The organism is Pantoea sp. MBLJ3, from assembly GCF_000816655.1.
Taxonomy (GTDB): domain Bacteria; phylum Pseudomonadota; class Gammaproteobacteria; order Enterobacterales; family Enterobacteriaceae; genus Pantoea; species Pantoea eucalypti.
This window is the reverse complement of the sequence record NZ_JSUT01000015.1, coordinates 46012-61242: the sequence shown is the minus strand read 5'-3', so window position 1 is coordinate 61242 and position 15231 is coordinate 46012. Positions and strand designations below refer to the sequence as shown.

9 protein-coding genes are annotated in these 15231 nt (G+C 53.1%); 5 read left to right on the top strand and 4 right to left on the bottom strand.

The features are described 5' to 3' along the window. Positions 1-144: 144 nt before the first annotated feature. Positions 145-765, bottom strand: coding sequence for a histidine phosphatase family protein (locus tag NP77_RS18860; protein ID WP_156137309.1), 621 nt, complete (start codon positions 763-765; stop codon positions 145-147). A gap of 659 nt (positions 766-1424) precedes the next feature. Between NP77_RS18860 and NP77_RS18855 the strand changes: the two genes are divergently transcribed. Continuing rightward, entirely contained in the window at positions 1425-1916 is a 492-nt protein-coding gene (locus NP77_RS18855; protein WP_039661260.1) for a glycoside hydrolase family 104 protein, read from the top strand. Here NP77_RS18855 and NP77_RS18850 read toward each other — a convergent pair. Both NP77_RS18850 and NP77_RS18845 read right to left on the bottom strand, forming a co-directional pair. Further along, a complete protein-coding gene (locus NP77_RS18850; RefSeq protein WP_156137308.1) occupies positions 1913-2806 on the bottom strand; it encodes a hypothetical protein in 894 nt (297 codons plus the stop codon). The two genes, NP77_RS18855 and NP77_RS18850, sit on opposite strands and share 4 nt — an antisense overlap. A gap of 349 nt (positions 2807-3155) precedes the next feature. Then, on the bottom strand, positions 3156-4157 hold the full coding sequence (locus tag NP77_RS18845) for a hypothetical protein (protein ID WP_039661258.1): 1002 nt from the start codon (positions 4155-4157) through the stop codon (positions 3156-3158). Between the two features lie 297 nt (positions 4158-4454). Here NP77_RS18845 and NP77_RS24080 point away from each other — a divergent pair, with 297 nt between their 5' ends. The 3 genes from NP77_RS24080 (at position 4455) to NP77_RS18835 (ending at position 5551) form a co-directional block, all read left to right on the top strand. Then, complete coding sequence (locus tag NP77_RS24080; RefSeq protein WP_156137307.1) at positions 4455-4595, top strand: ash family protein; 141 nt, start codon at positions 4455-4457, stop codon at positions 4593-4595. Next, entirely contained in the window at positions 4588-4845 is a 258-nt protein-coding gene (locus tag NP77_RS18840) for a hypothetical protein (protein ID WP_039661257.1), read from the top strand. Before NP77_RS24080 ends, NP77_RS18840 begins: the two co-directional genes overlap by 8 nt. A gap of 226 nt (positions 4846-5071) precedes the next feature. Beyond that, complete coding sequence (locus tag NP77_RS18835; RefSeq protein ID WP_039661255.1) at positions 5072-5551, top strand: hypothetical protein; 480 nt, start codon at positions 5072-5074, stop codon at positions 5549-5551. Positions 5552-6584: 1033 nt separating this feature from the next. On the opposite strand, the gene NP77_RS18825 is transcribed toward NP77_RS18835, so the two are convergent. Further along, positions 6585-8174, bottom strand: a complete 1590-nt coding sequence (locus NP77_RS18825; RefSeq protein WP_231572343.1) for a phage portal protein — start codon at positions 8172-8174, stop codon at positions 6585-6587. A 187-nt stretch (positions 8175-8361) separates the two neighbouring features. On the opposite strand from NP77_RS18825, the gene NP77_RS18820 reads away from it, so the two are divergent. After that, entirely contained in the window at positions 8362-15231 is a 6870-nt protein-coding gene (locus NP77_RS18820; RefSeq protein ID WP_052250666.1) for an SNF2-related protein, read from the top strand.

The following is a 15231-nucleotide window of genomic DNA, read 5'->3' as shown; positions in this document are numbered from 1 at the left end:
TTTTTGATGGCTCATAATGCGTCAGATCAGACTTGAGCTGACGGTTTTACTGGCATCACATCATTAAATTTGACCGTCTGCTTTGAGCGAAGAGCGGACCCTGTGCTTAAATCATGATAGCTTTGAATGACTGAAAGGTAACGGCTAATCCAGCAGACGTAAATGTGTAGCAATTCCCCACCTGAGAGCGACACATCTTCCATTAATCAGGTCAAAAACGGAGTAACTCGCGTTGGGTTGTGCATACCTGTGAAAATCATCCACAGCTCCACTTTTTAGAATCGCAAGCACGCCCTGAATGACCCGCCCGTGAGACACAATACAAATTGTTTGACGATGTGGGTTTTTTTCCAGATTGGATAAAAAATGCATAATTCGCTGCGATGCAAGTGAGAGAGACTCACCCCCTGGCGGACAATACTCTGCATCAAGTTTGAATAACGCCTTTGCTGCGTCCGGATTGTGCTGCAGGAGTTGTACGGTTGTCATGCCTTCAAACTGACCAAATGACTGTTCTTTCAGAGCCGGCTCAGCTATCAGTGAGCAACCAAAGTTCTCCGCCAGGCTCTGCCCCATGTGCCAGGCTCGGGCAAGTGTAGAAGCGTAAACACATTCTATATGGTAATCACTCGCTGAAAACGCTGCCAGTAAGGCTGATGTTTGGCGCTCCCCCCGACGAGTCAATGCGCTATCACAATGTCCCTGAATAATGCCCTTAACATTCCACTCTGTTTCAGCGTGTCGAACAAGTATCACTTGCATCATTAAAGAGCCATATATGCTGTTGATTTAAGCACCAAAAATAAACACACCCCATTAATATGCAATGATTTTTCCACTCTGAACGGAAAACAGAAACACGTGTGGTTGAAAATTGTTCTGTCCAATTTCAGGAGTGATACATTGAACAAAGTTAACGTCCGCTTCTGGCACAAAGCAGATATGCCGGACCTTTTCGAATCACCCATCACTAAGCCTGCAGAGATGGGCGCGGTACATGTCGGTCCCTCGCCAGTTTTTTTCCGTCGGGTTTTAATCAATTTACCGCTTACGCTTGCGACTGACTCTTAAGTAATTAATATAGATAGTGTTGTGTCATAGGTGAGCGCTCCTACCGCTCAGTGACGGGAGGATGTCTGACGGGATTGCCAGGCGTCTTCCTCACAACATCGAAAACTATATAACAGCACAATACGCTACCATCGCGTTTTATACCTGCCCTCCTCCTCGGAAGGCAGGTATTTTTTATGCTTACCAATAGAAGGTTAGCAACTTCCACTTCTGGCACATAGCGGACGGTAGTTGCTTAATGTCCGCTATGAGCCAACATACGATTGCCGCGCAATGCGGTCTTTTTTTCAACCACTGCAAATTACAAACTTCATACAGTCCGGCTCTTCATCAACACAGAGAGCGGAACCACCATGGATCAATCCCCAAATCGTATAGCCTTTGGCGACATGCTGGCCTTTTCCGAAGGCACAAGCACACACCCGTTAACCCGCATGAATGGCTATGACGTCATTGTGACAGGGCTGGGCGAAAAGCAGGGCGAAGTCTTTACCGACTTCAGCGATCACCCGTTTACACATCGCCGTGCAAAAGAGCTTAACAACCATGGCCTGGCATCCACCGCAGCGGGTCGTTATCAGCAGCTTTACCGCTACTGGCCTGCCTACAAAAAACAGCTGAACTTGCCTGATTTTAGTCCTGCCTCACAAGAGCGCTTACTCGATCAGCTGCTGAAAGAGCAGGGTGCTTATGCTGACGTACTGGCCGGACGTATCCGCACGGCAATTGGTAAAACTAACGATATCTGGGCCTCACTGACCGGATCGCCGTATGGTCAGAAAACGCATGCCATTGAGACGCTACTCAATGCCTACCAGAAAGCCGGAGGTGTAATTACCGACTAACAGCCGCGCCAGCCTTCAGGGATCGCATAGTCAACGTTTGAGTAGTCGCCGCTTAACGAGTCAACATAGCGGCGGCTTTTTGGGCTTCGATCACCAGTGGACTTAGTTTTAAAACTGGACTTCAACGCCTGATACGCTTCATGCAGTATTCCGCCTTTGCGCTGAAATTCTTCTGCGCGACGTTCGCTCTGTGCAGCTGACGATGCGGCTGCCAATTGCTTCTGTGTATTCTGATAAAAACCAAACTTTTTAGCAGGTGCTGACGTCTCAGGCTTGTCTGTAGTCATTTCCAGCGTGTCAGAATTTGATGGTTCCACATTTAATATTTTTCTTTTACTGGAGTGATCTCTTACTTCTTGTTGGTCACTTTGACCAGGGGTGGCCTGTTCATTTTGACTAGGGATGACGTGAAAAAAATCGTTTTTAAAGAATACTTTAGCAACAACTTTCCTGACAATAGTTTGACGTCCGGAAGGCTCCAGATTGGCTTCTTTCAGTGCATCCAGACTTGCACGAACAAACGACAGCGCTTTGCTGGTGAATTTGTATTTACTGGGCTTGCTGACGCTATGATTTTTAGCGTCTCGCTGTTCTTCATAGCTGAGGATACCCAGCTTGACGGCTAAGCGATAAGCGCGCTGAACGGTAGAGATACTGCACCCCGCATCTTCAGCCAGATTTCTGAGTGACTTAACGATGATGAAGTCAGATGTTGAACCAGCCAGGTTGCAGGCAAATTTCAAAACGCGTGTAAGTGATTTTGGTAGTGGGGAAAGTTCGATTATGTGAGTGAGATTGAAGCCGGAAATTCGGATAGATCTGTGCTCGTTATTTGAGCGATATGCGGGAAAAGTGTTGCCGGGATCGGCGCTATTAGCTACTATAGACACGCTTTTGGTTCCTTCCAGTCGGTGATTGTTGTCACTTTTGTTTTTGTGGCTCTAATCATTTCGGTTCCTTGCTAGGGGTACCTTGCTACGGGGAATTAAGGGCAACTTCCGACCAAAGAAGTTGAACGGCACAACGCCGGTGTGGTTGTCGAAGACCACACAAAGTTGTTTAAAAATCGTCTGCGTCAACAGGCGATTTTTTTTCGTCTTCTCATTCAGTCGTCAAACTGAATTTGAGCGCGGATGATAAACGCGATCCGAAAAAGGATCAACACTCAGTTTTTTCCTAATTTTTAGTTTTGACTAAAACGTGCCCCAGTTTTCAGGGCACGATTTTCTTCCTGCCTAATTATTTTGGGTTAATCCATAGCAGTGGTGTTGAGTCCACAGCTGGCGGGCGCGTTTGCGGTAATGTGTGCTGGTGGGCTGATCCGATTGGCAGTGTTGCCGTCGCATTTGTGCCGATTGATTCCAACATTGCAGCGACAATCTGCGCGTCTTCAGGCGTGTCCATACGGCATAATGCCGTCTGCTGGGCTTTACTTAAAAACAGCGGCATGTTAGCCAGAGCATCCTTCATAATCCGACGTCGCGCCTTTGCCACGGTGCCTGCACTCTCGATCATCAGTTGCACGCTGCGCAGACGTTCCTCCAGCTCCAGACGCTTGCCGTGCTCGATGTGGAGCGCCGATTCCAGCAGCGAAGAATCCGCCGATTCCAGCATGGCCGTCTGGCTACGCAGGGTTTCAAAGTGCTGGATAATGTCAGCCGCCTGATTTTCTGAATACCCCTTTTCCATTAGCCCCGCATGCATTGCGTCGGCACGTTCATTGGCCGATTCCAGCAGCAGAGCGGGGTGATCCTGGCTGATATAGTTTGGATTGGTCACATAGTCGAAGCCGTGAAAGCTTGTCACTTTTGAAATGGCGTTATCGTCGCCGCCAGTCGCCCATGACCAGCCACCAGCGCGGGAACGGTTCATGCCGTCAACGATGTTGCCGGGCTCGGTGTCCAGAATCTCCTGAATGTGAGTCACGATGCCGTTATCATCCACGCTGGCCTCCAGCGTGCGGTTTGATGGTACGTTTTCCAGCGTGACCGGCTTACCGTCAATCATGACGACTGCAAATTCCGGCAGGTTTAGCCGTCCGGTCTTCGCGTAATATGCGGCGCGACGTCCGTGGCCGTAATAGCCGAACATTTCCCCCAGCTGAATGCGCTCCTGAGTTTCCGGGCTGGCGAACGTTTCGCGCACCGATCGCAGCAGGTAATTGCGGTCATTCTGTGGAGTAAAGCGGCGGATTTTATCAATCAGGGAAAAACGATCCGTTACCGTGCGGAGTGCTTCCATAACTTCCTCTTAAATTCGTTGGGATGCCCCGAAAAGCGGCGGCAGCGCTGGCGATTGCCTGCACGGTGGGATGGTAGAAAGGTTGTAATTTATGGGGTTAGCGATTCTTTAATCTCGTCTGGATCTAATGACCAGTGGTTAATTTCACATGAGACATATTGAATTTATCAGCACGGCAGATATAGTGTGCGCGCCGCAGAAGAGATTCAGCGGCCAGGCTTGGAACCCTGTAAAAGCATGAGAACTGGCACATAGTGCCTTCGGCGCTACCACGTCCGGATTATTCCGGGCGTATCTATGGTGGCGTTGGTGGGGCTACCTTCGGGTAGGCCGGTTTTCTTGTGCACCGGTAGTTCCAACCCTGTCAACGTCACCACCCGGAGATTGGAACCTCCTGTAGTGACGCTTCTTTTCGCACAAGGAGCATTTCATGACTGATACCCCCGACACGCCATCCCCGGCGACATTACGTTTTGACCGCGCTATGACTGCCATCAGTCAGACTGAAAGTGCTATCTGCCGTCGTGCAAAATGGGGCCGCACTCCCGTTCACGTATTTACCCAAAACGACGCTGACAGACAGATGATATTTGTCATCATGGGCGAATCCGGCGCGCTATTCTTTTACGATCCCACGCCTGACGATATTCTTTCCTCAGACTGGCAGGTAATTTCTCTGCTACACTGAGGCGGTTAATTTTCCTTAGTAAAACAAATTAGAGCTGACTCAGGTTCCTGCGGTTAATTTAGTTTAATTAGCGCTGTGTATCGGGGCGTCTCTTTCGGGCAAGTATATTTCAGTACCAGGCTGAATATACAGTTAGCTCATGCCTGTAAATAAAACACAATAATAAGAATCAATATCATTATCTTTCACCCGTTTATGCAGGGTTAATACTGCTCAAGGAATTAGCATGTTAAAAGCAAAGAAATATTATGTCGCATTTCATTATGAAAGTGGCACGCTGCTGCACCGCGAAAGCTGTCATCTGCTCCCGAAGTCCCCTGAAAGCCGGATATTTATCGGCACCCTGTATACGTCTCAGCAGGCAATGACCGTAGCTGTTGTGCATCATAAAAATACAGAGCGCTGTCCGGTCTGTTTGCAAAAACAAAACCCCGAAAAGACTGATGCCCGTGAAGAGCAGTTTGCAAACCTCAGCAATAAGCCCGTTGCCGAACAGGCAAAGAGGCCTGCGCCCACAGTAAAGAAAGCGCCGGCGATAGCGGCACGAAAATGTGAATCAGATAAGATGCCAGCCGTTAAGCCTGCCGCAGCCATAATGAAACTTGCCATTGCTGAGCAGCAGCCCGGACCGCAGCAGGTCGTTAAAATTAAAAGTGGTCTGAAAGCCGTGGCCGTGCAGCACTTTGTTTATGACTGGCCTAATTAGTTGCATCTGATACGGCAGCGCAAAGCCGTTAAACGCAGCCGGAATATAACCGCATGCAGGTTTAACCGCGTGCGGTTTTTTGTGCCTGAGATTAATCATTTGTAATCATGCCTAATAATTACGCTTATGTATTATTGCCGTTATATGTATTTCGCTGAAAAAATTATTCAGTAAATTAGATAAACTTATCGTTTATATTGTCATATTTTTTGTTGAAGATTTTTTGTCTACAAACAAACGTCGAATTTACTCAGGTTTGTATGGTTTTTTTTACGCGTAACAATTCCGAACGGATTTTCTGATATTGCGACATATTTGATCAGTGCAAGCCGAATATCAGCACTTTAGCGACTATTAATGACTTTCATTCAATTGCGAAATAACTTTCGCTAGGTCAATGCAAATATATAGCCCGTCAAAAAATGTTTTTTAAATTAAAAGGAAAGTGGTAACTTTTGTTAACGCAGATGAGCTAATGTGAAAAAGGCAGTTATATAAATTTCGCATAGACTCGGAAGCTGCTAATTCAGGCTAAGGACAGTCGGAACTGGCTCATATTTTAAATGGTGATTTTGTCACACACAGCAATAGGATATGGCATGTATAAGGCCATGAAATTATACGTTAATGACCACGCTAACAGCGGGTTACTGTTGCACCGGCTTGACTGTCCGCAGCTGCCCGCTGAATGGGACCGTGCTTTTATCAGCAGCTGCTACACGTTAAATCAGGTGCTTAGCGTAGCAAGGATAAATTACACGGGTGTCAGGGCATGTCCTCTCTGTGCCAATAAGCCCGATATAATGGCGAATAGATCAGACGTGTTTCTTTTATCAAAACAGGCCACGAAGCCGGAAAAGAAAATAAGCTGATAAGGATTAGTTTCACTGGTATCCATCGTTCTCTGCCAGCGAAGTTAATGGCAACATCAATACCTCTCTATTTTCATCCCGAATGTATCCGCATTGATAAGGCGTTTATCAACCGCACAACCCCCCCTGGATGTGGTGTGCGGTCTTTTTTTTACCTACAGTCAGTTACCGGGTGCCGTCACATAGCGCGCAAACGCCACCAGCTCTGCGTGTGTCCAGCTGGCCGGATCGGTCCCATCTGGGGCGGATTCGTTCATCATGCCGCCGCCGCCTTCATCCTCCTGCGCATCCGCCTTCTTCCGGCTTTTCTCAAACTCCGCCAGCATCTTGTCGAGCGTACTGCCGTCCATCTTAAGCTGATCGCCGAACAGGTAGCGCATAAACGTGTCGTTCTCCGCCAGCTTATTGTTGGCCTGCAAGGCGTCCATAACCTGCACCATCAGAGTAATGAAGTTGGCGCGGGCGTCCATTTCGCGGCTTTCTTCTTCCTGAATGGCGGTATTCATTGAGTTGAACTGCACAACATAGGGGCGGTCATTGACCGGGTACACCTTGCCGTATTTGAACGCCAGGTGAATGTCGATCAGTCGGTAAATCATCTCCTGCGCACCCTGTCGCAGCCACTGCGCACGGAGTGCCGCCTGAATGGCCGTCTGAATCCAGCCGCCTTCACCCAGTCCGCCTGCCATCTGATCGGCCCAGCCCAGCATAGTTGAGTCGATACCGAGCGCGGCACAAAGCTGGCGCAGGTGAAACATGACGTCCTCAATGCCGCTAATGTCGGCGGGTATCGACTGCGTATCAATCGTAATCCCGTTCTTGCCATCACCCATCACCGGGATCACATGGTTCATCACGGTAGGCATGGTGTTACCGTTCACCGCTTTTTTCTGGAGCGCTTCGCCGTGGCGCTTGAGCGTCTGCGACACAGTGCGGGTGTAGTTCGCGCCCACAACCGGATCGAGTGAGTTAGTCGTAAGGGCAATCAGGCGGTCAATTTTGGCTGCGTTGTAGCGCGTTGCCTTCAGGGCATTCAGCGCGCCGACCAGATTCAGGAAGGGTTCATAGGCATGCGCCAGGAAGCTGGTGCCGTAGTTCTGCGTCTCCGAAACTTCCTTATCTTCTTCCTCCGACAGCAAAGAGTAACCGCGATTCCCGGACGTCACCGGCTGAACGTTGCGCGTGGGCGTCCAGTACGGATTTTTCATCGGGACCAGGGACCACGGCGTAGACAGCGTGCGGGTATGGGTGTCAGGTGACAGCACATAATCTCCGCCAAAGCCCACCAGCTGATCACCTTTATAAAACTCCTGAATGAAGTAGGGCAACGAGTAATAGCTGTTTTCCAGACTGGTGATCCCCTTGCCGGTTCGGGCATAGGGGCGGACATAAGAGACGCCGAAAATCGCCATGGTCATAGCCAGCGACGGCAGATGCCGATTAATCATTGCGCCAAGATCGTCCTGTAGCTCTTTGGCCCGTGCCGCGCCCTCTGCGTCGGACGGATCAACCGGCACGATAGAGAACGCCAGGCCGGTTTTTTTGTCCGGCGCGAGTGCGTGGCCAATGTGGATATTCAGCGCGGCTGAGCACGTCGGGCTGTTAGCCATTTCCTCCAGAATCGCATAGCGCTGCAGCCGGTCCAGCGGCAACTCCGCGCCCAGGTAAAGACTGTCACCGGCAGAGGTCATTTCCCCCGCCTTTCCCTCGTTGTATGCCATCGCCGCCAGCCCGGAGCGAGAGACAACCACGTTTTGCCCGTTAGTCCATGCCAGGCTTTGCGGTGCTTCTGTCGTCGCGCCCCGGAATGCCTGCCTAAGTGCTCCTAAAACAGACGATGCCTTTTTTTTAGTAGCCAAAGTTATACCCCATATTTAATAAACCCTTAGAATATAATAAAGCATATTCGCTTTATGCAATCTGAGGGAAAGTTACACAGTGGAAAATCCAGCAAACAGGGCGCTGCAGGAGGCGGGATCGATTGAAGAACTGATCCGGCTGGTCATGCGCCTGCACAAACAGCGGACCGTAGTCGCGTTTGGCGTGACCAAGCGTGAAGGCGTGAGCCTGCAGCGTGAGCGCCGGAGCGCAAACGACAATGCGATCGCACTGCTTAACTCTCTGCCGCAGGGCTTCAACGGCAACAAACTGACTGATGAACAGCGCCGGATACTGGCGGGCTACAGTGGTGAGGGCGGTCTGGAAGGAAGCGGCGGCAGTCAGTACGAATACTACACGCCGCCATTCATGGCGGAAGGCATCTGGGATCTGTTTTCCGATTACGGCATAACCAGCGGTCACATGTTGGAGCCGTCAGCCGGTACCGGCGTTTTTCAGGAGACAAAACCGGCTGGCGCTATGATGACGTCAGCAGAGATTTCTGACACGTCCGGACGTATCAACCAGCTGCTGCACCCGGAGGACGATGTTCGCCTGGGCGCATTTGAGAAGCTGGCAGCATCCGTGCCGGATAACAGCTATGACCATGCCGTAGGTAACGTACCGTTTGGCGACTCGCGCACAGGCTTTGCCGAGCTCGACCCGGCTTACCGCGATGAAACCAACGTTGGCCATTACTTTGTGATGCGCACCATCGACAAGGTGAAATTCGGCGGGCTGGTGGTGCTGGTGGTTCCTAACGGCATGACCGACGGCGGCGGCAACAACAAGAAGTTGCGCGATCGCGTCTCCCGCGTGGCGGAGTTCCTAGGCGCGCACCGCATGCCGTCCGGCACGTTTGCCGAAAGCGGTACCGCAACGGTGGTGGATGTGTGGGTACTGCGCAAGCATACCGAGGCGCTGACTCAGCTGGTGCATGACAGCGATGATCAGTCTCTTGAGGCGGCAAACATCCTGTGGCCAACGTTCATCCGGGGCAAGTGGTTTGAAACTGAAGGCCGTCGCTTTGTTCACGGTGAAACCGAGCGATCTGACTTCAATAATATTCTGGTGGTTAAAAAAGATGGCCAGCTGACCAATGAGGCAATGAAGGCCGCGCTGTCACGCCGCTTTGACAGCCGCATTGACTGGGATCGGCTGGGTACGCCTGCCGCCGTCTGGCAGTCGCCAGTTGAAGGTGATAAGCGCCTCATGGCTGGCGTCTGGCACACCTATGACGGCACCCGGTTTATCAAAGACGCCACCACGGCATCGAGCGGGATTGATGCGAAGCGTTTCGGCGCGGCCACGTTTGGCGATCTTCAGACAAAAACGCGCACCATTAACGGCATGCTGTCGCTCGATAGCCGCGAATTGTACGCCGCCAGCGTCGAATACCCACAGCTGTTTGACGATCGCACCCATGCTGCGATCCGTTTCGCCATGCAGCAGAAACCGGGCCACCGCTGGCGCGTTATGCGTGCCTCGATCATCGGTTTGCGTATCAATGACGCGCTGAATACGCAGATGCTGGGCGGCGACGCCAGCGGCATCATTGCCGACGCTGCCCGTCTGGTGAGCGAAGAATTGGGCCAGTACGGCACGCCGAAAGGCCTGAAACTGGCGGGGCTGTCTGACGCCAGCGCGAAAGGATGGCTGAGTTTTCAGGCTAACGTGAGCCGTGACGGCGATTTGTCCGCGCTGCTGAACGGCACCATCGACCGCAGCGAAGCCGTGGCAGTCGATTTCGCCAGCCCGGAGCAGGTGGTATCACACCTTTTCAGCGATGTTGATATGGTCCCGGTTGCGCTGGCCGCTTTCCGTGCCGCGTTTACCAGCCAACTGCCGGAAGATGACGACGCGCTGCTGGCGCACCTGGCGACGTTCCCGGAGATCGCCCTCGATGGCAACGGCAACATCATGCCGCTGGCACGCGCCACCAGCGGCAACGTGCGCGGCAAAGTCTCCCGCCTGGCGGGGCTAATTGATGATGCGCCGGATGGCCCGGTAAAGGCGAACTATGTCCGCCAGCTGGAAGCCATTAACGAGAAGCGCAAGCACACGCCGGTTGAAGACATTACGGTAAACCTCAATGCCCGCTGGCTGGACCGTCGCCTGATCAAAGAGTTCCTGATCGAGCAGGGTTTTGATGACTTCAAATACACGCAGGATCTGGCAAACGACAATGGCTATCTGACCGCAGAAGACAACTATGCGGGCAAGGACGGCGTTTTCTCTGGCTATCAGGTTCGATCTGTCACCAGTAAAGGCGGCGTGACCGAGTTCAAGCGCGCCAGCTACAAAGATGGCTTCTACAACCAGCTGGAAAATTACCTCAACGGCGTGAAGCCACGCGGGGTAAACGCCAATGTGTACCTGAAGCGAATCAGTGAGCTGGAGTCGCATTTCAATGACTGGCTTCGCACGCATCCGGACGTTGAAAACGTTGTCAGTGATTACAACGACGCCTTTAACGGCTACGTTCCGTTTGAGCATTCTTCTTCTTCGCTGCAACTGCAGCAGATCAGCGGCAAACGTCTCCCGCTTAGCTATCAGAATGCCGAAGTCCGGCGCCTGTCAGAAGACGGCCGCGGCATCATGGGCTTTGGCACAGGCCTGGGTAAAACCACGACGGCGCTGGCGCTGGAAGCCTACAACTACGAGGTAGGGCGCAGTAAGCGAACCGTCTACGTCGTGCCGAAAGCCGTCCTCCAGAACTGGTATCACGAAGCGCAGAGTTTCTACAGTGCCGAAGCCTTCCAGAACATGCTGTTTGTCGGGCTGGATGAAGTGCGCGGCGAAGATGGCCAGATCATGCAGGCCCAAGAGCGCGATGAGAACAATGAGCCGAAACTGGACAAAGACGGCCAGCCGGTGATGCGTAACGTGGTGAAAGAGTCCGCGGCCGCAACTGTGCTTGAGCGCATGAACATGATCCCGGTATCCAACTACCGCGCCGTGATAATGACTAAAGAGCAGTTTGGCGATATCCCAATGCGTCCGGAGACGATTGAGGAAAACTCCAACCAGGCGGTCTTCAACCAGATTGAAAATGGCCGCACGGATCTGATGAAGTCCACGCACCGCGCCGCCACGTCCCGTAACAAACTCCGCGATAAAGCAGCAGATACCGGCACGAAGAAAAAGAGCCAGATCCCTTACTTTGAGGATATGCACTTTGACAGCGTGATCGCAGACGAAGGGCATAACTACCGCAACTCGCACAGCGCCGGACGCGAAGCAGGCCAGCTGGCCTACCTGCCTAATCCGTCTGTCTCAAAGATTGCCCGCGATATGGCCGTAAAAAGCCAGTACATGATGAAAAAGTACAACGGCCGCGGCGTCGTTATGCTGACCGCAACGCCGCTGGTTAACTCCCCGATTGACGCCTTTAACATGCTGTCACACGTCGTGTCGCTGGATGAGTGGAAGGCGATGGGGATACTGACGCCGGATGACTTTGTACGCGTATTCGGTGAAACCGACACCGTTACTGTCCAGAAGATTTCAGGCGAACTGGAAGACAAGCAGGGGCTGGTGGGCTTCAAAAACCTTGATGGTCTGCGCGGCATCTTCCATCGCTGGACGACGCTTAAATCTGCTGCTGACGTGAAAGACAGCGTGAAGATCCCAGGCCTCGACGAGAAAACCGTTGGCGTGCCAATGACGCGGGACCAGAAGGAGCTTTATGAAGAGCTCCGCGTGCGCGCCAGCCGTATTGGGCAAAAGGAAATCGTACAGGACAATGGCGATGGCCATATTTCCATTGTGCAAAACGAAGACGATTTCATTTTCTCTGTTATCCGCGACATGGATAAGGTGGTTATAGATCCGGACCTGTACCGCTCCGCTATCACGTTCCGCTTCCGTGAAGAGGACGTAGAGCTGGCGAAACAGGTGGCGCGTGCGCTGCCGGGTGAGGCCGGTGGCCAGCTTCTTGCCGGTGATGATGAAGAGACCACTGAGGATGCGGAAACCGGCCTTACCGATACGCGCACCAGCAAGGTAGTCAAAACCACGCTGAAGGATCGCGGCGGCGTCGTGGAGCTAGTGGTGAGCGACACGCTGGAACAGCAGGTACTGGACGCAATCGCTGCTGCCGGTATCAGTATGCAAAATGTCTCTCACCCGGTACCGCCAAAGTATGCCGCGCTGATTGAGAACCTGAAGGCAGGCCTGCCGGACGGTAAGCAGATCATTTTCATGGATGAGAAGTCCCAGCATAACAAGCTGCGCCGCATTATCGCCAGCGCCCTGGGCCTGACAGAGCAGCAGGTAGGCATTATCAATGCCACGACAGTCAGTAAAGCGTCCGGCGTGAAGGTTAAACCCGTGAAGAAACCGGTTGAGCCGGTGGAAAAAGCGGACGGCAGTTTTAAGGACGGCGCATGGGATAAGTACTACGAAGAACTGGCGCGCTATGAGGATTATCAGGCCGCAATGAGTGACGCCTCGCTGGCCGGGATGGAAGGGATCGCCGCCGACTACAACGAAGGCCGTACGCCAATCATCATCTGCAACAAAAAGGCCGAAGTGGGGATTAACCTGCACAAAGGCACCGCTGATACGCACCATCTGACACTCCCCTGGACGCCAGCCAGTATCGACCAGCGTAACGGACGCGGCGCCCGCGTGGGCTCCGAGCGCGACACCATGCGCGTGCATTACTACTGTGGCAAAGGGTCATTTGACGAGTTCCGCCTGGAGACGCTGCAGCGCAAGAAAAACTGGATCAACGACGTCATGAAATCTGACGTTTCCAGCATTAAAAACGGTGATGTTGAGTCCAAAGAAGAGCAGAGCCTGCTGCTGGCCGCTAACCCGGAAGAGCGCCGCGCCCGCGTGGATGCACAGCTGAAAGCGAAGCGTGAAGCGGACCGCCAGCAGGCCGAGCGTGAAGCCGCTGCCGCGCTGGACATCTACCTGAAGGCAAGCGTTGCGGCTGCTACACCCGTTGAAGTGCTTGAAGACAACATTACCAAGCTGTCTGCTGCCTTTGATGCGATCAACGGCGAGATTGATGGCTATCGCGAGGACGTCACCGAAGCTGAAGCCGCCTATAACCTCGAAGTTGAGAAGTATGGCAAACGGTCAGCGGATCAGTGGCGCGGTCAGGACCGTCGCGTAGCGCGTGCTGCACTCCGTGATGGCCTGGCGAAGCAGAAGAAGCTGGAGCAGGAGCTGGGCGGCGCACGCAAGGCGCTGACTCGCTCCAAAAGTGCGGCCAGCACCATCAAGCGCTCCCGCGGGGAAGTAGAGCGCGCAATCAAGTCCGGCGCACTGGAAGTCGATCCGGACGTGCTGCGCGCCCCGGAGCAGTACATGAAACTGCCTGATGGCCAGCTGCTGCGAATTGGCGCGACTTATGAAATCTGGCTCAACGATGACCGCGAAGAAAAGGGCGTATTCCAGATTCGCAAATTCTTCCCGGAGAAAAATACAGTTGAGGTTGAGCTGATCCACAAGCCGCTGCGCTGCTATACCGGTCCGAATGTCGGTGGCTTTGCTGAAATGCCGTCTGCGCTGGTGGGCGACCGCGTGGATATCACCAGTGACCAGGCAAAAGCGCTCCAGACAGCAGCGAAGGGCATCGATCCGATAGACCTGGCGGACGGGCTGAGCCGTGCTGACTTCTACGCGGCCATTCACGCGGGCGTCCTGAATGTGCGCACAGACGGATGGCTGTACCGTGACAGCGACGGCAGGCTGAAACTGGCTTACCTCAGCGGCACGATCAGCGCCAGCGAAGAGCGACCGGCTGAAGCGTGGCTGTATCCGGACCACAGCGACGAGCAGCTGAAGCGCGAGCTTTATCAGTACAGCGTGGATAACAACATCTACAGCGCGCAAGGCTTCTTCAAGGCGATGTTTGGCCGCAACTACGACACGGCATTGCAGGCTTACGGGAAGCAGGCGGGCATGGCGGAAGTGGTCAAAGTCTTTAAGCGGCTGGTGGCTGAGTTTGAAGCAAACGACTCCAGAAAGCGGACGATGACCGGCGCAACGGATGAAGAAGCACACGCCGCTTTCCTGGGCGCAGGGCAGGACCGTTACTACTGGAGCAACTCGATCAGTGTTCGCCAGTTCCGTAACGGCATGGAAGGTTTCTCCAACCGTAATGAGTATGAAGTGATATTCGACCAGCTGCGTAACGAGATGGCCGACGGCAAGATGCAGGCAATCAGGTCACTGACAGAGCAGTATGCCGCCGCCGCGCTGCAGCAGTTCCGCCAGATGAGCGAGCGTGACAGCCAGGCAGGGATTGCATTGCTGCTGGTGAAGTCGAAATTTGATGCGCAATCTGACATTACTCGACCGGCCACCATTACCGAATCGCCTGCTGCAGTTTATCTGCGTGCCGGCGTTTCACTGGGCGCGCTCGATGAAGCAGCGATCAGTGCCGAAACATTTACCTCATCCTCCGCCGTTATGAGCCGGTTAAATGAGGTTTATGCGTGGCTGGAGCAGATCGAGAAAGGCGGATACCGGGATTACGCCGTAACGTGGGATGACTACAAAGGGATGATTACCGGCAAGCTGTCACCTGATGCTGTGAAGGCCCGCCGTGATGAGGCTCAAAGACTTGCAGCGGCAGCGGCAACGACCGTGCGCACCGCACAGGTACAGAAGCAGTCCGATGGCTTCCAGGTCATGAAAAACGAGCAGGAGCTGGTGGCTTCACGCAAGTGGAGGAACCGCACCTTTAAAATCGACTTCCCGGCTGGTGGTGCCTACGTGCTGACGGATACCAGCGACACGCCGGTACTCAAGCGTAAAGCCGTGCGTGACCTCATCAAAGAGAAATACGGCGCGAAATTCTGGAACTTTGAAGAAGATCCGGTAGCCGGAAACGAGTTCACACAAGCCGCCTGGCTTATCCCATCTTCCCATGATCTCGATGCATTACGCAGCGATATTGTAAACGCATAA

Coding starts and splice junctions, on each gene's coding strand:
- NP77_RS18860 (WP_156137309.1), bottom strand. CDS start 765: ATGATGCAAGTGATACTTGTTCGACACGCTGAAACAGAGTGGAATGTT.
- NP77_RS18855 (WP_039661260.1), top strand. CDS start 1,425: ATGGATCAATCCCCAAATCGTATAGCCTTTGGCGACATGCTGGCCTTT.
- NP77_RS18845 (WP_039661258.1), bottom strand. CDS start 4,157: ATGGAAGCACTCCGCACGGTAACGGATCGTTTTTCCCTGATTGATAAA.
- NP77_RS24080 (WP_156137307.1), top strand. CDS start 4,455: ATGGTGGCGTTGGTGGGGCTACCTTCGGGTAGGCCGGTTTTCTTGTGC.
- NP77_RS18840 (WP_039661257.1), top strand. CDS start 4,588: ATGACTGATACCCCCGACACGCCATCCCCGGCGACATTACGTTTTGAC.
- NP77_RS18835 (WP_039661255.1), top strand. CDS start 5,072: ATGTTAAAAGCAAAGAAATATTATGTCGCATTTCATTATGAAAGTGGC.